Genomic DNA, 18777 nt, shown 5'->3' on the forward strand with positions numbered 1-18777 from the left:
GTTTACGTTTCGGACTATACTTTACGACTATACCCCCCGCCCCCTGAAGGGGGAGTGTTCCGCGAATGAGCCTCTCCCCCTTTAGGGGGCGGGGGGTATGGTCGACCAGTACTTGACAGCCCTGCCCGATGCTTCTGAAACGGAGTATTTCACCGACGAACCACATAGAAATTCATACACATGGATACTTTTTTTCGACTGACCATGCGCGAACGGCGGCTACAGTTTCTGTACCTGCTGGCGGCTATCAGCGTACTGACATTGTTGACAAGCTGGATCGTCTTTCGCAATCAGAATTACTCGAGCGACGAAGCCGACTACCTCTCCGAGCAGATTCGGGGGAAGGAGCAGATGCTGAAAAAACAGCTGGCTAACCTGCCCCTGCTCGACTCGGCGTACCGGTCGATCGTTACGTACCGGCCGGAGGTGAACGCCATTTTCGTGGAGGTCGACATTGAAGAACATCTGAACGAAGTCCGGCGGCTGTCGGCTCCGCAGGCCGATGGTACCCGCTTCCGGGCGTTCGCGCAGATTGCCGATTTCTACAAGATGATGTACGTCGATAAGAAGGTGGTCTGGAGCAAACAGTCGAACATCGGTCTGTTTCAGAAACAGCTCGACGACTGTGGCGTCGGTATGTTTCCCGGTGCGGCCGCGCCAGCTACCGCAGCGCCGGGTGTAGCCTCATCCACTCCCCGACTTCGTTGATCGCCATGAACAGCAAGATGACCTTGTCAGCGCGGGCGTTTCTATTGGCACTGGTGGCCCTGTCGGGGCTTTATGCCTATACGGCCGACCCGGCGATTCAGGCCAGCATCTACCCGCTCCAGCAGGTAGTGGGGCAACCCATCCGCTACACCGACAGCACCGCCCAGGCCGACGACTGGCACTGGGAGTTCGGCAATGGGCAGGATACCCGCCGGGAGAAAGGGTTGTTTATCTATCACAAACCCGGCACCTACCTGATTCGCCTGACCGTCAACGAATCTATTACCAGAACCTTCACGGTGGTCATCAAGCCCAAACCCATCACCGACGACGAAGGCGCGATTGTGCGGATTCAGGGGCCTGCATCGGGCTACGAAGACGAAAAGCTCGTGTTTACCGCCGTCGGTGGGCAGGCCGGTCAGTACACATGGCGGTTCGGGTCCAGCGGGCAGGTCGATTCGCGGGAGCAGACGGCCATCTACAGCTATCCCCGCGAAGACAACTACGGCCGCCCCCGGCGCTACACGGTCGAACTGATGACCGACGTGACCAAGTACCCCATTCGCAAGCAGGTGACCATCTACCGGGGCTACAACAAGTTCGACCCGCCCGTCGACTCGCTCGACTTCGTCAGTGGCGATATCCGGCGGCAGTTGCAGCTGATCGCCGACGGCAGGGCGTTCAACACCCATTATGACTACCTGCTGCGCAGGTACCTCTGCAACCGCAACAACGCCCTCGTGCGTACCAACGGCACGAAGGCCAACGATTTTTACTCGTACTGCATGGGCCTCCAATTCGACCGGGGCGTTAAAGTCGACGCCGTATCGGTTGTGTCCGACACGGTGACGTCCTGCATCGTGCGACTCGACGTTACCCAGCATAAACCATGAGTTGTCCTTTTTTTTACCGTACGCGTTTCCTGTTTCGGCTCCTGCTGCTCGCTGGCGGTCTGGGCCTGACCGGATCCGTACGGGCGCAGTTGCCCTTTCTGTTTCCGCGTGTGGCTCAACAACCCGACAATCTCGTGCCCGTAGCCATCAGTGGCGCGGCAAAAGGAAAAATCACCGTAACGAAAGAGGGCGTCAGCAATACGCTCCCCCCGCCCGGTGGCGTGCCCTGGGTGGTGTTTTCGGACCGCAACAACAACAATACCTACCGCAGTACCAACGCCACCACGCCCTTCCGCAAGGCGAACTTCATGGATGCCTTCTACGTGTTGAAAGAGCGGAATGGCTACCTGAAGCTGATTAAATACGACCCGGCGCTACCCATCGGCAGCAAGTTTTCGAGCCGCGCCATCACCGACCGGAAGGCGGTGGTTTACTACGGATGGGCACCCAAAGACCGCTTTCTGCTGACCAGCCAGAGCAGCCGGTCGGGGGCGCAGAACCGGGCGCAGATCGTCAGCGCCGTGCTGGCCCAGCCCGCGCTGCTGACCAACCCCGACCGCTATTTCTCCAACGATTCGGTCCGGCTTTTTGCCGATCCGGGGCAGCAGGTGCCGATGAAAGAACGGATGCGGCTCTACGAACTGGCGTATGTCTACAAGCTGTCGGAAACGCGTCGGCAGGCGCTGGTCGGTCGGGCATCCTGGTTTCCTACCGACAGCATCAAGCAGGTACTGATGGGCTGGATGCCGGTCGAACTGGTGCAGCCCATTGGACAGCGTCTGTTCCTCGAAGCCGACACCGTGCGGTGGCCCAATGAGTCGGTGCCGATGTTTCGGTCTTTGTCAACCGCGCTACGCCGGGAAACGGATTCGCTGGTCGCTAATCGCTACTTCCCGGCCGTGTCGTGGAACCGGCTGGGCACAAAGCTCCCCGTGTTGAGTCAGCTTAGCCCGCGCGGTAGTGTGCCACTGGTGCTGACCGACGCCCAAACCCCGCTGGTCGAACGGCGACGGATTCCGGTGCTGAACGTACTGGGCAAGCCCATCGCGCAACAGACGCTTGAGGAGGTTGCCGAACGCCGAAACCGGTTCAACCTGATCTACGTCGTCGAAGGCAGTTCGGCCATGCAGCCTTATTGGGGGGAACTGCTCAATACCATTCAGTTTACGATTACCCAACTCGCGCAGGACACCAGCCAAACCGTCGATCTGCGGGTGGGCGCGGTGATTTACAATGGCTACAAACGGCAGGATACGGGCAGTGGCGAGGGCCGGACGATGATCGCGCGCGGTTCGGTCGACCCGACACCATTGACGAATAATTCGACCTACCTGCTCAGTGAACTGCGCAAGGCCACCCCGCCCTACAACCCCCGCGCCAACAGCGAAGCAAAGGGCGTTCGGCTGGGTGTCATCAAAGCACTCGATATGTTTGCCGACTACCCCGGCGAAAACAACATCCTGATTCTGGTCGGCATCAACGGCGACGTCCAATCGATCAGCAGCGGTACGCAGGTGGTCAGTGCGCTACGGCAGGCCGAATGCCGGTTGCTGTCGTTTCAGGTCTACGCGGCACCGGGCGACATCTCGAACAACTTCGTCGTCCATTCCCGCGAGCTGGCCCTGCAAATCGCTGATAAGAGCAGCGCCAACAAGAAAAACCGGCTTGTCCGGCCCGACATGGTTACGCTCACCAACGAGTTCAACCTGAAACTGGGCGACCGCAACGTCTACCAGCTGGCCTATCCCGAACGCAGCATGGTGCCCGGCTGGGTGCTGTTTCCCCGCAAAAATCAGGCGCTCCCCTTCCGAGAACTGTACGCAGCCACCGACAGCCTGTTCAAGCAGGTAACCGACGAATCGCGGGCCGTTCTGTCGGCGCTGGAAAGCACCTTCGGGCAACTCGAACCGCTGGGCGAACGGGTCAATCCGCGTTTGTCGCCCGTTTACGCGTCGGCGGGTGTCGCCCTGCCGACCAACGCAGCCCCACTGATGCAGCTGGCGGCTTACCCCTACCTGACCCGCGCCTACACCCCCGTCGCCATCAAGGGCGGGCCACGCTGGAAATTCACCGCCCTGCTACCCCTCGACGAATACGACGGCATCAGCCGGTCGCTGGAACAACTCAGTGGCGACGACATCGACCCGACTTCGTTTGCCGACCGGCAGCGGCTGCAACGGCAGTACCGCCGGATGGTCGAGTCGGTGGGCCTGCCGACCGACTCGCTGGTTACGCTGGATCAGGTGCTCTGGCGGCTGCTCGACCTGCCCGTTGCGAATCCGCTGTTCCGGCGCATTCCCGTCAATCAGATCAATGACCGGGCTATCGTGTCCGACGCCCTGCTGAATCAGGTGCTGTACCTGCTCCGCGAACGACGCGACTATTTCCGTCGTATTCCCACCTTCCGCAACAGCCGGTTCATGTCCAACAACCGGACCTACTACTGGATCAGCGAAGACCTCTTTCGATAACCATCCTCAACTTCCCTACTCATGCGTCAGTTACCCCTCCACACATCGGTCGAAAAGGCCCTGCACATCGCCCGCGCCCTCGCCCGCGAATACCACAACGATGCCGTTTCGGCGGCTCACCTGCTACGGGCCATGCTGCACGACGACGTGGGAGGCACGGCCCTGCTCACGGCCATGCAGCACGACGTGGCCTATATCTTCGACTGGACGGATGTCTGGATGGAAGAACTGCCCCGCTCGGCCCAGCTCCTAACCGAACCCGACCACGACGACTCCATCGACCGGGTGATGACCGAAGCCGATTTTCTGCGCATCAAACTGGGCCTGGATTACATCGAGATCATCTGCGTACTGGCCGCTCTGACCAAGCCCGGTATCGGCTTTACGGCTAATCAGCTGCGGTCGCTGCCCTTGCAGGAACGCGACCTGCTCGACCGGTTCCTGCGCGACTTATCGACACCCCCGGTTAGCAATCCGTCGACCAATGGCGCAGCGATGAACGGCTTGGCCGGACAGGCAGCGCTGAACGGGCAACCCAAATTCTGCGTCGACAAAACGGCACAGGCCCGCAGCGGCAAGCTCGACCCGGTTATCGGGCGCAAGCAGGAAATGCGGACGATGCTCGAAATTCTGGGGCGACGCAGCAAGCCCAACGTAATGGTCGTCGGTGATCCCGGCGTGGGCAAAACCGCCCTCATCGACGGCTTGGCGCAGCTGATCGTGGCCGGACAGGTACCCGCCCGGATGAAAAACGCCGTACTGCTCGAACTCGACCCCGGCGCGCTGATTGCGGGGGCGTCGTACAAAGGCGAAGTGGAAGACCGGCTCAAAACCGTCATCAAAGACGTCAAACAGTACGAACGGTGCATCCTGTTCATCGACGAAATCCACATGCTGCTCGACCCAAAAGGGTCAGCTGGCAATGGTGTCGCGAACCTGCTGAAACCCGAACTGGCGCGCGGGGAACTGACCGTGATCGGCGCGACGACCCCCGAAGAATACCGCAAGCTGATCGAACCCGATCAGGCGCTGAGCCGCCGGTTCGAGATGCTGACGGTGGGCGAACCAACCGAAATCATGGCCGAGCGGATGATGCGCGGGCTGGTTCCGGCCTACGAACAGCACCATCAGCTGACGATTCAGCCCGACGTAATTCCAACCAGTGTTCGGCTGGCCCGACGCTACAGTAAGGAACGCCGACTGCCCGACTCCGCCCTCGACCTGCTCGACCGCACGATGGCCGCCGTCCGCATGGCCCTCGAAACGTCGGCAACGGAACTAGCCCAGCTCGAAGCCGACGTTCGCGCCCTGCAAACGCAGGACCTGAGCCCCGAAGACGCCCTGGCCGAATATCGCTGGCTCGACACCCTGCTGACGCACCAGATCAGTCCCGTGCTGCTGGGGCAGTGGGAAGACGAAACCGACCCCGCCGACCTCGAAACCGCCGAAGCCTACCACGATTATGTCATGGCTAAACTAACCCGCTTTCAGGAACTGGCCGGGCAGCAGGAAGCTCTCGTATCGACCAACGATCTGGCGGCTGTGGTGGCCCACAAAACCGGCATCCCGATGGGTAAGGTGCAGGCGCAGGAGAAAGATCGGCTGCTATCGATGGAAAGCGTGCTGCAACGCCGGGTCGTGGGGCAGGACCACGCCCTGCATGCCCTGTCCGACGCCATTCTCGAATCGCGCAGTGGCCTGCAACGGGCCGGCCAGCCCATCGGCTCGTTCTTCCTGCTGGGACCGACGGGTACGGGCAAGACCGAGCTGTCGAAGTCGCTGGCTGATTTTCTGTTCAACGACGAGCGGGCACTAATTCGCTTCGATATGTCGGAGTTTAAAGAAGAGCATTCGGCGGCTCTGCTGTACGGTGCCCCTCCGGGTTACGTGGGCTACGAAGAAGGCGGTCTGCTGGTCAACAAGATTCGCAAGCAGCCGTACTCGGTGGTGCTGTTTGACGAAATCGAAAAGGCGCACAGCTCGGTGTTCGACGTGTTTTTGCAGATCATGGACGAAGGGCGACTTAACGACAAGCTGGGCCGCGAAGGCGACTTCTCCAACGCCCTGCTCATCTTCACGTCCAACATCAGCAGCGAGTGGATCACCAGTGAGTTCCAGGCCGGGCGTATGCCAACCTCGCAGCAGCTGATGAGCCGTATGGCGGGGCAGTTCCGACCCGAGTTTCTGGCCCGCATCACCGAGATCATCCCGTTCTCGCCCATCCAGGAAGCCAACGTCATCCGCATCTTCGATATTCAGCTGGCGCACCTCCACAAAAGCCTGTACCAGCAGGGTATCGACCTGACCGTTTCCGACGACGCCCGGCGGCAGCTGGCCTTGCAGGGATTCACCCCGCAATACGGTGCCCGGCCACTATCCGGCATCATCCGCAATCAGCTCCGCCGACCCATTTCCCGCCTGATTATCAGCGGAAAACTGCAAAAAGGCCACCTGCTCAACGTAGGCTGGAACGAGTCGGCGGGGGAACTCGCCTGGGCAATATCGTGACCGATACGGCCCTTAAACAGCATGAATTTACGCCCTGAGTAAGCGGCCAAAACCCGTTTACTCAACATGTAAATCGGTGTATCCAAATAAACAGACCGTTTGTTTGAAAACACTCCCCGTGGCTGGTTAGATGCCTTGCGCCCCCTCCTCTTCTAGCTAGATTTGACCAAACTAAATCTAGCCAGAAGAATATGTTTGACTTCGAAATTGGTGGCAACGAGATCAAGCCCGAATCAGCGGAGGGCATTGCCAGTATTCCCTTTAACCGAACCCTGCTTGCCCAGAAACTGACGCAGGAAGCCCCCGTCAACCCCGAAGTGGTATACGGTCTGAAAACCGTTGAAGCGGTGTTCGACCACTACAAACCAGCGGTAGACGTCGAGATGGAATCGATCGACGGGATGCCCGTTAAAGAGACCATGCAGTTCCGCAGTGTAGCCGATTTCCGCGTAAAGGAAATGGTCGCCCGCAGCCCGTTTCTGCGCTCGGCCGATGCCCAGTATCAGGAGTACACCCAGATCGGTCGCCGGCTACAGGGCCACCGTGTTCTGCAAACCGCCCTCAGCAACCCCGAGGCTAAAGCCGCGCTGATCGAAACGCTACAGGCGCTCGTGGCCGAGCTCGACGAAAACGATAAAGTCGAAGCCTAAGTCAACCTTTTAGAACCTTCTTTCCCTCAATCATTCTCAGTTCTCCTCTATGGAAAGCGAAGCAGCAGTGCCAAAAACCAAAGCCGACGCCCGGCCCTCAACCGCCGTTGGTCGCCCCACCGCCCTCCCCGGCCTCGGTGCTCTCTCAGCCTTCGGCGGCTATGCGTTTATCGAAAGCTTTATCGACAATTCGCAGAACCTCAACCCCGACCGTAAAGCCCGCAAAAAAATCTACCTCGGCGACGAAACCAAGGCGAACGAGCGGGCGGTGCTGAAGGAAAAACTCAAGCTCTGGATCGAAGTCCTGCAATCGTCGGACAACCAGAACGAGATGCTCGACACGGCGAACAAGAAAGCCGCTGAAGTGGAGCAGAATCTCCAGAAAAACCTGCTGACGGCGCTGGAAACGACCCGTGAACTCGAAACGAGCTATCGGGCACTGTCGCTGTTCTATAAAAATACAGAGGGCGAAAAGCTGTCGAACGTATCGGTGATGAACGCCGGTTTCGATCAGCTGACCGACCTCGATAATCCCCGCTTCATCGACCACGTGGCCAACGAGCTGAAGCAGACCTACGACCGGCTCGACCTACGGCAGAACTACTCGCTGCTGGTGGTACCGGGCTACATGGGCTCGAACGCCGTGCTGGAGAAGTGGGGTAAAATCGCCCACGCCAACAAGGTGACGCTCTTCACCGACTTCGCCGATCTGGAAAGCTCCGACGACGTGATCGACCTGTTCAGCACGGCAAACATGAGCGGAGCCGAACTGTTCCGATCGAGCATCGTCATGACCTGTAACTGGCTCGTCGGGCGCAGTAAAGTAGCGGAAGTCGGCGAGACCGAGCACCTGTACGTGCCACCCTCCGCAGCCCTGGCCGGTAAGATTTACTACACGCTGATGTCGCAGGTAACGGCGGGTAAGAAGCACGGTGGTATGAACGAAGTGCCGGGCGTGCGGTTCCCGCTGCGTAAAAGCGAACTGTCGGCCGTAGAGCGGCTCAACCTCGTGCCGATGATCGACGAGTACGGCCGGGTAATGGCCTTCGGCAGCAAGTCGCTCTTCAACGGCGACAACATGGGCTTACAGACCTACTCGGTGGTGCGTGTATTCGACTACATCACGAAAGTGCTGTTCGACTTCCTCAACCGCCGGGCGTTCGAAAACTGGAACTCGCTGATCGAAGCCGACCTGCGCCGTCAGATTGCCGGGTTCCTCGACAGCATCAAAGGCCCCGACAAGCTCATCGATCAGTTCCGCATCATGCGCCTGGAGCGCGACGATAAAGTGAAAGATCGCATCTACCTCGACATCCGGCTGACGCCGTACTTCCCCGCCAAGAGCTTCGTAATCCGACTCGACGGTCGCCGGGGCGACGACGTCGAAAGCCCGGAATGGGTATCTGACTACGGTCAGTTGTAGTTTTAAACACAGAGGGACGGAGGTCTCACGGAGAAAACAGCGAACAGAGAGACGTAATGGCGACAATCATTTATTCTTTCTGTGCGCTCTGTGTAGTCTCGGTTCCTCTGTGTTTAAATCGTAAACCCTCACCAATCAATTCATACCTCTTAATCCAGACAACAGCATGCCCTATTCAAGTAAAATCAAACTAGGCGACCAGGAATACGACATTCTTGGCGGAGACATCGGCTTCACGCGGAGCGTCGACGTGAAAGGGCGGCCATCCAGCCACGTGATGGGCGGTCAGTTCTCCTTTACGGTCGAAGTGACCGATAAATCAACGCTGGTCGAGCAAATGGTCAATTCGCAAAATAAGCCGTTTGACAAAGGCGCACTGGAATTCACCGATGCGGGTGATGATGGCGTAACACGCAAGATTGCCTTTGAAAACGCGTACATCGTCAATTATTCGGAATCGTTTTCGGCAGCTGGTAGTGCCTATACCTGTTCGTTGACCCTGTCGGCTGAGAAGATCACCATTCAGACCGCCGTGCTGGACCAACGCTGGCCTAAAAAATCCTAATTCTCCTAACCACTAACAGTACCACGATCATGGCAGATGCAGCAGATGTAGGGTTTACATCAACGCTTACTATTGGCGCTAACAAATTCGACGTGCTCGGTTTCGGGGCGTCTTTCAGCCGGGATTTCGACCAGAAAGGCCGTCCGTCGTCGGCCGTACGAGCGGGCGATATGTCTCTCACTATCGAAATCACGGATAGTGGGAATCTGATCGATACGATGATCAATGCTCAGAATAAAGCGATTAATGGAACGATCGAATTCTGGCAATCGGGCAAAGATGGCGTCTTTCGGAAAGTTGAATTTACGAACGGCTACATTACCAGCTATAAGGAGGGATTCCAGCCTGCTGGTTCCAGCAATTTCAGCGCCGACATCTCCATCACCGCAGAGAAGGTTGATGTTGGCGCGGCCAAGTACGACGCGGGCTGGCCGATCAATAGTTAAAATGTCCGTATGAGCAGGTTCTGGCCATGGTGGGCAGTACTGGGCGTGTGGGTAACGGGGTCCGTACTGGTCCACCTGTTCTACATCAAACGCATTCGGTTCTCGGCCGAACTGGTACTGCCGCCCGTCCGCATTGTCGACGGTACGCAGCTCCGGTTGCGGCTACCCGGCAACCTGTTTCATCAGGGCGAAAGCAATCTGCGCCCCCTGGGTAATCGGTCGGCCCTCGACACGCTGGCCGATTACCTCAAACGCAACCCGCGCCGGCTGCTGATCGTGACGGGCTACCACACCCCCACCGAAAGCAGCCAAACACTGGCGGGGAACCTCGGCGCGCTGCGGGCGCAGGCCGTGCAAGACTACCTGCTCGACGCGGACGTCCCCGAGGAGCAGCTACAGATTCGGGGGCAACGGGCCGAGTCGTTTCCGGTCGTGCGCGACTCCACCAGCGCCCTGTCGTTCGCCTTTGTCCCGATCCGCATCGACGCCGACTGGCTGGCGCGGCATCAGTATTACGTTGACCTGGTTCACCCGCTTCAGCTGTATTTCCCCACCGGAAGCACTGAATACATCCAAACCCCTGACAATGAACGGTTCGCCCATGAAGCTGTTGCTTATCTGCGTATCCACCCGCGCGAACGGCTCCGCATCACGGGCCATACAGATAGCGTGGGTACCGTCGCGGGTAACCTCCGGCTGTCGCGGGCGCGGGCAATGGCGGTACGGGATCAGCTCGTAAAACAGGGTGTTTCCAACCGCCAGTTTACGGTGGTGGCGATGGGTGATAAAAACCCCATTGCGCCGAACGCGCTACCCGAAGGCCGCGAAGCGAACCGGCGCGTAACGCTGGTGGTAGACCAACGCTAGTATGTTCGATCTGAATCCGTACCACCTCCAGAACGCCAGTCTGTTGCATTTCCTGATGCTACAGGGAACGGCTCTGCTGGGGTACCTGATCTTCAGCCGGTATTACGAACAGCGTCTGCGTGACCTGATGACTACCCGGCGACTGTTACAGGCCGAGTCTGATGTGATTCAGATCATCGAACCTGAGGTCGAAGAAGTATTCGTCGTGACGCCCGGCAGCGACGACCTGAAGGAGATCGCGGGCGTCAACGCGAAAGCCGAAGCCATCCTGAACGGCATCGGCATTTTTCGCTTTGAGCAACTGGCCCAGACGCCCGTCACGACGGTACGCCGGGTGCTGGCCGAACACGGACCGCTTTTGTTTACGTACGACCCCGTTACCTGGCCCGGTCAGGCCGGTCTGGCCGCCGACGGACGCTGGGACGAGCTGCGCAGCTGGCAGGAACAGATGCGTCGGGGCAACAACCTGGACTATACCCATCTGCTTTCCTGATGAATTCGCTAAACCCCTGGGTCGCGCTGTTCGAGATGCTGTTTTTGCTGGGAGCCGCCTTTACGCTGGGCTGGGGCATCGCTTACCTGCGCTACCGCAAGCCCATGCACACGCAACAGCAGGCGATTGAGCAGTTGCAACAGAAGACCAGCGGCTTTGCCAATACGAATGATACCTAACGACGGCTAGTTTTGGAAGAAGTACTTCATATCATTACCAATGCATCGCTGATCCAGCAGGAACTTGAGTGGCTGGAAGCGGTGATCAGTACACGTATGAGTCTGTATTTTCAGACCGAGTGCGACTACGAATCCGTCGAAGATATTCCTATGCCCGATGTTAGCGACGATCCGTCTCCTTACGGTCGTCTGCTTATCAGCAACGGATTGAACGCCGTCGAACGCCTGGTTCTCATTCTGACGTTGACCCCGCACATCCGCCCGCAACTGCTCGATTATTTTTTTGTTCGGAATACCGCTTACGACCGGGGCTTTACCGAATTCGGCGGTATTAAAGGCAAAAATCACAGTGGCTTTCTCCCCACGGGCGAAACGGCGCTATTCCTGCTGGCAGGCGACGATATCCAACGGCGCATCCGGTTACAAACGATGCTGCTGCATGAGTCGGTCCTCCTGCGAAAGAACATAATCCGGCTGAGCGTAGCCGATCCTGAAGAACCGGCCTTGAGCGCCCCCCTACTGCTGACACCCGATTATGTCGCTTACTTGACCACCGGCGAATTCAGCAAGCCCAACTTCAGCCCCGACTTCCCCGCCAGTCTCGTTTTAACCAACATGGACTGGTCCGATCTGGTCATCGAGTCGCACGTGATGGCCGAAGTGATGGAAATCAAATCGTGGATCGATCAGGCGGATGAATTGATGAAAGACGCGCACCTGAAGAAGTACCTTAAACCGGGATACCGGGCGCTGTTTTATGGCCCTCCCGGCACGGGGAAGACCTTAACCGCCAGTCTGCTCGGCCGCTCGACCGGGCTGGACGTGTACAAAATCGACCTATCTATGGTCGTGTCGAAGTACATTGGCGAAACTGAGAAAAACTTAGGGAGAGTTTTCGACGTAGCCCAGAGTCGCAAATGGATTCTTTTCTTTGATGAAGCAGACGCCCTGTTCGGAAAGCGCTCCGAGACCAACTCGTCCAACGACCGTCATGCCAATCAGGAAGTCGCTTACCTGCTACAGCGCATAGAAGATTTCCCCGGCGTGGTGATTCTGGCCACCAACCTCAAAGACAACATCGACGAGGCCTTCGCGCGTCGCTTTCAGTCGATTATTCACTTCCCCCCCCCAACACCAGCAAGCGCACGCAGCTCTGGAAACAGGCCTTCAACGGCCCCTATGAATTGGCTAAAGATGTAGACTTTGAGAGCATCGCCGAGAAATATACCATCGCGGGCGGAGCAATCATCAACGTGCTACGCTACTGTGTGCTGGCAGCGTCGCAACACCACCGCCCCATCCGTCAGGACGATATCCTGACAGGTCTCAAAAAAGAATTCCACAAATCGGGGAAGACGCTGGAAGATATAGCCAAGAGTACGAATCGACGGTACTAGCGTATCTCAGCCCGCAAATCAATCTAATGTCGCAGCTACCTGACACGGTAACAATTGGCCAATAGTCTGAAAAATATTTGTCTCTACGGCTCGATTTTTCTGTATCGTTTTGTTACTTAAAATGTCAATTGCTTGTTCGTTTCCAAGTCAAGAGTAATCGCTTTTTTCAAATCTGACAGTGTCAGATTATTCATCTCTTTCCCCCGGAATGCGTTCGAATCTATGTGAATATCAAAAGAGTTAGACCGACGAAGCCTGGTTTCTCCCTTCTTCTTACTTTCGCTCTCAAACATATTTTTTTGCGCATTATGAGTCATGTTACCTTTGTGACCTCCGGTTGTATAATCCACGGCGTATAGCATTTTGCCATTTTTCATAGCCATATCATGTTCGTGAATTGACTCACAACCACATGGCATACTAGGATTTTTATTACAGGCCTGGTTAGTAGAAAATATACTTCTGGTATTCAATTCTTCTGTTTTACCTAATGTTTTTTCATTCTGTTCAGCCAGCAGTTCGTTGATAAATCCTTTCAAAATCTGATTCTTACCGTTAACTAAAGCGCGGAACTGTTGCTCTGTATGGGCAGCGGAAACACCCCCAAAAAGTGGATGTTTTCCACCCATGCCTGCACTTTGCAGATGTACCGTAAAGTTCCATCCTCTATGCTTTATGGTAGCTGCCAATAAATTCTTTTTAGTCCATTTACCCCGTTTCCGTTCTATGCGCAGGGTTCTGGCCGCTCGGCGCATAGCGGATAATTTTGTATGGCCTACCTTCAGTTTCTCGGATCTATCTTTTAACGTACGCTTCGCTAACTGCGCAACGCTTCGTGCTGCTGGTTCAACGCTGGACCGCTGCTGCATTACGGATTTGACTACCGTGTTATTAATGTTAGCCTGCAATTGCCGCTGAGCAACCGCTTGTGCGCGGTTATCGACAAAAAGATTGCTGGTTTGACTGACGCGCTGAATGCTGTCAGCGCTAGGCCGGCTATTTGCTACTTTAGCTATTCCAAGCGACTTCATAGACTACAGATTAAAGCTAACGAGATCATTAAAAAGTATACTTTGCACTGGGTGCATTCGAACGCATATTTTGCAACGCGTTACTGCTCTGTCTACAACTATCAAAACAGCCGACGTTTTTATCAATGGCACTTAGTTGTGGTTGGCAACGGTGTAGGTTCTAGTACCAACAGTAATTGTTTCATCCTTGCTTTGCGGAGTTATTCCTAAACTTGGAAAATATGTAGCTCCAGCCGACTCTATCTTAATCTTTCCACTGTATGGTAAACCTAATTTCGAGCAATCAACTGTATTACCTAGTTGACTAAGCCTTTTTTGTAAGATAGCTGTAACCATAGGTTCCGTCAAATTAGCCGGGAACATGGTACTCCACTTACATGTATCGCCACCAGCACTGGTAGTCCACCAGATTTGATGAACCGAATTGATACCACCTACTCTTTTCAGAAGTATAGCTCCGTCTGGCAGCGCACCGTTTGCATACGCATGTAAACCCGTAGGAGCCTGCCCCCCATCAACGCTCATCATGTGCGTTTGTAGATTTTGGGGAAGCCCCCGCCAGTTCGCACTAGTATGTTTTAGTTTAGCTTTTCCACCTCGCAACTGAACTGTTGCTCCAGGTTGTTTATACCTGTTGGCAACCTCTTGCAACTTTCGTTGCGTAATCAGCTGCGGCCGATTACTTTCAATCGTTTTAGCTGACTCACTGACCCGTTGAATTGAATTGGCATTAGATAGGCTAGTCGAGCCTTTTGATAAACCCACAAATGACTTCATAAGATTATACTTAAAAATTCATCAAAAAATTACAATCTAACAAAGCAAAAAATCAGCCGCCATTCGCCCGTGCTCCCATCACATCGGCTTCACGCTCTAACTGAACATTGTCATTAACAGCCATTCCATTCACATCAATAGTAGGCCTAACGCGCCCTTGACGCTGCTGGACTACGTGCCAGGCTTCGTGAGCCAGGTGGCGGTCCTGACCCGGAGCCAGGTAGATGTCGCTGCCTTGTGCGTACGCCAGTGCGCCTACCCCAGCCGGCTTTGCTGAGTTATAGTGCACCCGTACGTCATCCATCGACATGCCGGAAAGCTGCTCGATACCGGCTTTCAGCCCAGCCGGCAACCCCTTCCGCTGGATGATTGCCCCTTTCAGGATAGCCACCCGCTTTTGCTGCATCACCTGCCGGGGACTCGTGTCGATTTTTGCCTGTAACACGGTGGTCCTCGTTCCACCGCTCGACGGCGATGATGCCGGGGAAACAGTGCGGGCATGAGCAGGCTGGTAAGTACTGGACGGGTATGACATAGGTGATCGACGGGTTTCAAAACCGTGTTGACAAGGTTGTCAAAAGAACCCGTCCCGGCAAGCGGTCATCCTCACTTTTCAAACAAACGGCAGGTAAATTATTTACTCATAATCAGCTATTTACTGAGCGGACCTTTCCTGTATCTTTGGTAACCATGATCGCTCAACACACCACGCTTACACTCCACCCCGCCACCGCACAACTACTGGCGCAGATTCGGGCGCTGGAGGACACGGTAGCCCAACTGGAGACAGACAAAGCAGGGTGTCAGTACCAGATCGAGCAGTATTACCGGCTGCTGCGGGGGCAGGTGGGCGATCTGCTGACGCAGCTGCTGGCGGTGCAATTGCAGCTTGCGCAGCGACGGGCGTGGCAGACGGGTCGGCGAAGTGATGCGGAAGCCGCGCGGGGTTGGCAGGAACGGCTCGACAAAACCAACCAGGTTATCCAAGATGCCATTGCGCATCAGCCGGTCGACCTGGCGGAAACGGCGCAGCATGAACTCAAGCGGCTCTACCGGCAGGCCGTTACGCTGGCCCACCCCGACCGGCACGCGGCCGACCCCAACCGTATGGCGCAGGCAACGGCTTTTATGATGCAGCTCAACGATGCCTACCAACGACAGGACTTACCCACCGTCCGGCGGCTGGTGCAGGACCTGACCACCGGGCGGCTGTTTCTCATGCAGGACGACACGGCGTACAGCGTCGATGCACTCCAGCAGTGGCTACAGCGGCTCACCGATCGGCAGCAGGCGTTGCAGGCCGAAATTCAGCAACTAAAAGCCGAATCAGCGTACCAGTACATGACCGACGGGACGGACCTGACGGCGCATTTTGCCCGGATGCACAGGGAGTTAACGCAGCAGCTGGCGCAGTTGCAACGGTAGGGCAACCGCCGTAACTTGCGTACTACCGCCATGCACGATCAATCCCCCGTTCCCTCGTCCGCCCTGCCCGTTGCCGAATGGCAGCAGGCGCTGGACACCGTCCTGCAAACACCCCTGAAAGCCCGGCCGTACTCGGCGCAGATCATGCGGCAGTCCCCCACGGCCTTCCTGTTTCTGATCGACCAATCGGGGTCGATGGACGAGCGGACAACCTACCGGGGGCGGGTGCTGTCGAAGGCGGCAGCGGTAGCGCAGATTGTCAATCAGACGCTGCTGGAACTGGTGCTGCGCTGTCAGAAAGGCGACGAGGTCCGGCATTACTACGACATTGCACTCATCGGTTACGGCGGCCTCAACGACGAGCAGGCCGTTTCGCTCTGGTCGGGCGCTATGGCGGGGAAGTTCTTTCTGTCGCCCGCTGAATTGGCCGGGGCTACCATCCGGGTCGATGAAGTGACAGTCGAGCGGAGTATCCGGGGGCGGTCGATGACAGTCACGGAAAAACGGCCGGTCTGGCTCAACGCGGTGCACAACTACCGCACCCCTATGAAAAGCGCAATCTGCCTGGCTGAGTCGCTGGTGCGGGAATGGCTGGTGGCACAGCAGGGCAACGACGTCTATCCTCCCACGGTCATCAACATCACCGATGGCGTCGCGACGGATGCCACGGCCGACGAACTGCTGGCCTGCTGCGAACGGCTGAAGGCACTGCGCTCAATGGACGGTAACGTCCTGCTGATGAACATTCACGTGTCCGACGAGCGGGGCAAAAGCATCCTGTTTCCGGCCCGCGCCGACGATCTGGGCAGCGATCAGTACGCACGGCTGCTGTACGATATGTCGAGCGAGATGCCCGCGCCCTACCACGCCGACATCGCCAGCCTGTTCGGCCTCGATCAGCGGACGAGCTACGTGGGTATGTGCAGTAACGCCGATATGGATGCGCTGGTCAAGTTCATGAACATCGGCACGCCCACGCAGCACAATTCTAGTTTCATCGCCAACCTGTCGCCGGAACCGTGAACAGTCGCTGGCAATCGGTGGGCAAAGAAGCCCCCACCTACCTCGACAATGAGGATGCCACCCGCGCCGACGACCGGGCGGGCATTTGGGCCGTGGCCGACGGTGCCGGGGGAACGGGCATCTTCGTCGGCGAATGGGCACAGCACCTCGTCCGGCACGTACCAGCCCATCCGTTCGCAGATTTGACTGCGCTGAGCACCTGGCTGGATGGCCACTGGAAACCGTTCTTCGACCGCTACCAGCCCCGCGCCAAAGCCGATCCGTTTATCGGCTACAAATTCATGTACGAAGGTTCCGGGGCAACGCTGGCGACACTCCATCAGCGCGATACGCAACTGTACTGGCTCATCTACGGCGACGCGGTTGTGGTTTGCTACCAATCCGCTACGGGCGAACTACAGGCGGCAAATGCTGACCTGCGCCAGTTCGAGTCAGCCCCGTACCTGTTGAACTGGCTGGACTTTCCGAAAGCGGCAGGTATGCAGTCGGGCGTGTGGTCGCATCAGCCGGGGCAGCAATACGCCCTGCTCACCGACACACTGGGGCAGTACGTGCTGATGGCCTACGCGGCTTTGTCGGGCGATACGGCGTCGCTAGCGGCAGTGGCACAACAGCCTACAGCATTGGGACAGCGGGCGCAGACGCACCTGACTTACTGGACAGACAGAACCGGGCAATTTGATGAACTGGTGTGGAACCCACTGCGCAACGCCCTGTCGTCGACGGATGCGTTTCTGGCCTATACCCAACAGCTTCGCCGGCAACAGTTGCTGGGCGTCGATGATTATACCTGTCTGCTGATCGACGCGTGACCATGTATCCATCCATCAGCGAATACATACAGGCCATCGAACTGTCGGCCGACACGTTCAAAACGTTGCACCACCTGACACCGCTACGTCGACCCGATGGGCAACTGTATTTCAGCAGCGGCAACTTTGCCGTGGTGTTTCGGATGCAGGACTGCCGGACGGGGCATGTGGTGGCGGTGCGTTGCTTTCTCCGCGCCGAACCGCAACGACAAACCCGACTCTGGTTCATCGCCCGCTACATCGCCGACCATTTTCCGCATTACCTGATTCCATTCACCTACCACACCGACGAGCTGTGGGTCGATACGCGTTTCGGACAGGCGGGGGAATTTGATCTGGTAACGATGCCCTGGGTCGACGGGCAACCGTTGGCCCGATACGTAGCGAATCTGTGTCAGGACCAAAATAAAGACGCCTTAAATCAACTGGCCCGGCGGTTCGACAAGCTGGCGCACTGGCTTATCAATCAGCCGTTTGCCCACGGCGATCTCAAACCCGACAATATCCTCGTCGGTCCTGACGGGCTCCTGACGCTGATCGACTACGACGGCTTTTACGTACCCATGCTCGACGGGCTAACCGCTACCGAACTGGGCACGCTCCCCTACCGGCACCCCGCCCGGACGCTCGATCTTTTCGACCGGCACCTCGACGATTTCAGTCTACTGGCCCTGTCGCTGGAGTTACACGCGCTAAGCGTCAGCCCCGACCTCTTCACCGACGCCGACAGTCTATTTCTATCCCCCCAAACCGTCGAGCAACCGTTTTCCGCGACGCGTTGGGAGCAGCTGCGCAGCTTACGGTCGCAGGCCGTTTCGATGCGGGCTGGCCTGCTCGAATACGCGCTCCACAGCGATCCGGGCGCCATTATCGCGCTAAAAAAGCTGCTAGTGAGTCATCGGTAGTCTTGTCTTGAACTGTGATTCATCTGATTAGATGATTACCCTGATTTTTTGAATCACAGCCCATCATGTAATCAGACAATCCTGAACTATGATTCATCTGATTACACAGATTTCGCTGATTTTTTCTAATCACAGTCCATCAGTGTCGTCAGACGAATCATAGTTCAGATAATCTTGAACTGTGATTCGTCTGATTACACAGAT

At 56.9% G+C, this 18777-nt stretch carries 20 protein-coding genes; 17 read left to right on the plus strand and 3 right to left on the minus strand.

From position 1 onward, the window contains the following. Positions 1 to 180 precede the first annotated feature (180 nt). The 13 genes from tssO (at position 181) to HH216_RS26190 (ending at position 12600) form a co-directional block, all read left to right on the plus strand. Entirely contained in the window at positions 181 to 708 is a 528-nt protein-coding gene (gene tssO, locus HH216_RS19215; protein WP_169552276.1) for a type VI secretion system TssO, read from the plus strand. A gap of 5 nt (positions 709 to 713) precedes the next feature. Then, positions 714 to 1601 (plus strand): PKD domain-containing protein, encoded by an 888-nt coding sequence (locus HH216_RS19220; protein ID WP_169552277.1) that lies wholly within the window; start codon positions 714 to 716, stop codon positions 1599 to 1601. Next, entirely contained in the window at positions 1598 to 4072 is a 2475-nt protein-coding gene (tssR, locus tag HH216_RS19225) for a type VI secretion system protein TssR (RefSeq protein ID WP_169552278.1), read from the plus strand. The genes HH216_RS19220 and tssR overlap by 4 nt, the downstream gene beginning before the upstream one ends. Before the next feature lie 21 nt (positions 4073 to 4093). Continuing rightward, positions 4094 to 6580, plus strand: a complete 2487-nt coding sequence (locus HH216_RS19230; protein WP_169552279.1) for an ATP-dependent Clp protease ATP-binding subunit — start codon at positions 4094 to 4096, stop codon at positions 6578 to 6580. 191 nt (positions 6581 to 6771) lie between these two features. After that, the gene (locus HH216_RS19235; RefSeq protein ID WP_169552280.1) at positions 6772 to 7230 is read left to right on the plus strand and encodes a hypothetical protein; all 459 of its coding nucleotides are present in this window, start codon (positions 6772 to 6774) and stop codon (positions 7228 to 7230) included. Positions 7231 to 7279: 49 nt separating this feature from the next. Then, complete coding sequence (locus HH216_RS19240; RefSeq protein ID WP_169552281.1) at positions 7280 to 8653, plus strand: DUF5458 family protein; 1374 nt, start codon at positions 7280 to 7282, stop codon at positions 8651 to 8653. 166 nt (positions 8654 to 8819) lie between these two features. Continuing rightward, positions 8820 to 9218 (plus strand): type VI secretion system tube protein TssD, encoded by a 399-nt coding sequence (tssD, locus tag HH216_RS19245; RefSeq protein ID WP_169552282.1) that lies wholly within the window; start codon positions 8820 to 8822, stop codon positions 9216 to 9218. A gap of 29 nt (positions 9219 to 9247) precedes the next feature. Further along, positions 9248 to 9664 carry a type VI secretion system tube protein TssD gene (gene tssD, locus HH216_RS19250; protein WP_169552283.1) on the plus strand — a complete coding sequence of 139 codons (417 nt, stop codon included), beginning with the start codon at positions 9248 to 9250 and terminating at the stop codon, positions 9662 to 9664. A 9-nt stretch (positions 9665 to 9673) separates the two neighbouring features. Beyond that, a complete protein-coding gene (locus tag HH216_RS19255; protein ID WP_169552284.1) occupies positions 9674 to 10531 on the plus strand; it encodes an OmpA family protein in 858 nt (285 codons plus the stop codon). A 1-nt stretch (position 10532) separates the two neighbouring features. Continuing rightward, positions 10533 to 11024 (plus strand): hypothetical protein, encoded by a 492-nt coding sequence (locus HH216_RS19260; RefSeq protein WP_169552285.1) that lies wholly within the window; start codon positions 10533 to 10535, stop codon positions 11022 to 11024. After that, positions 11024 to 11203 (plus strand): hypothetical protein, encoded by a 180-nt coding sequence (locus HH216_RS19265; RefSeq protein ID WP_169552286.1) that lies wholly within the window; start codon positions 11024 to 11026, stop codon positions 11201 to 11203. Before HH216_RS19260 ends, HH216_RS19265 begins: the two co-directional genes overlap by 1 nt. Positions 11204 to 11215: 12 nt before the next feature. After that, positions 11216 to 12403 (plus strand): ATP-binding protein, encoded by a 1188-nt coding sequence (locus tag HH216_RS19270; protein WP_254448515.1) that lies wholly within the window; start codon positions 11216 to 11218, stop codon positions 12401 to 12403. Beyond that, entirely contained in the window at positions 12388 to 12600 is a 213-nt protein-coding gene (locus tag HH216_RS26190; protein WP_254448516.1) for a hypothetical protein, read from the plus strand. The genes HH216_RS19270 and HH216_RS26190 overlap by 16 nt, the downstream gene beginning before the upstream one ends. 116 nt (positions 12601 to 12716) lie before the next feature. Here HH216_RS26190 and HH216_RS19275 read toward each other — a convergent pair whose 3' ends face one another. The 3 genes from HH216_RS19275 to HH216_RS19285 form a co-directional block, all read right to left on the minus strand. Beyond that, on the minus strand, positions 12717 to 13631 hold the full coding sequence (locus HH216_RS19275; RefSeq protein WP_169552287.1) for a hypothetical protein: 915 nt from the start codon (positions 13629 to 13631) through the stop codon (positions 12717 to 12719). A gap of 132 nt (positions 13632 to 13763) precedes the next feature. Continuing rightward, positions 13764 to 14408 carry a hypothetical protein gene (locus HH216_RS19280; protein WP_169552288.1) on the minus strand — a complete coding sequence of 215 codons (645 nt, stop codon included), beginning with the start codon at positions 14406 to 14408 and terminating at the stop codon, positions 13764 to 13766. Positions 14409 to 14460: 52 nt separating this feature from the next. Beyond that, the gene (locus HH216_RS19285; protein ID WP_217371872.1) at positions 14461 to 14943 is read right to left on the minus strand and encodes an eCIS core domain-containing protein; all 483 of its coding nucleotides are present in this window, start codon (positions 14941 to 14943) and stop codon (positions 14461 to 14463) included. 155 nt (positions 14944 to 15098) lie between these two features. Between HH216_RS19285 and HH216_RS19290 the strand changes: the two genes are divergently transcribed. From HH216_RS19290 to HH216_RS19305, 4 genes are read left to right on the plus strand one after another with little or no spacing between them, the layout of a single operon-like run. Further along, on the plus strand, positions 15099 to 15833 hold the full coding sequence (locus HH216_RS19290; protein ID WP_169552289.1) for a J domain-containing protein: 735 nt from the start codon (positions 15099 to 15101) through the stop codon (positions 15831 to 15833). A gap of 30 nt (positions 15834 to 15863) precedes the next feature. Beyond that, a complete protein-coding gene (locus tag HH216_RS19295; protein ID WP_169552290.1) occupies positions 15864 to 16856 on the plus strand; it encodes a vWA domain-containing protein in 993 nt (330 codons plus the stop codon). Beyond that, on the plus strand, positions 16853 to 17668 hold the full coding sequence (locus HH216_RS19300) for a hypothetical protein (RefSeq protein ID WP_169552291.1): 816 nt from the start codon (positions 16853 to 16855) through the stop codon (positions 17666 to 17668). The genes HH216_RS19295 and HH216_RS19300 overlap by 4 nt, the downstream gene beginning before the upstream one ends. Before the next feature lie 2 nt (positions 17669 to 17670). Then, on the plus strand, positions 17671 to 18573 hold the full coding sequence (locus HH216_RS19305) for a serine/threonine-protein kinase (RefSeq protein WP_169552292.1): 903 nt from the start codon (positions 17671 to 17673) through the stop codon (positions 18571 to 18573). Positions 18574 to 18777: the final 204 nt, after the last annotated feature.

Origin of the sequence: Spirosoma rhododendri (assembly GCF_012849055.1) — a bacterium.
Lineage (GTDB): Bacteria > Bacteroidota > Bacteroidia > Cytophagales > Spirosomataceae > Spirosoma > Spirosoma rhododendri.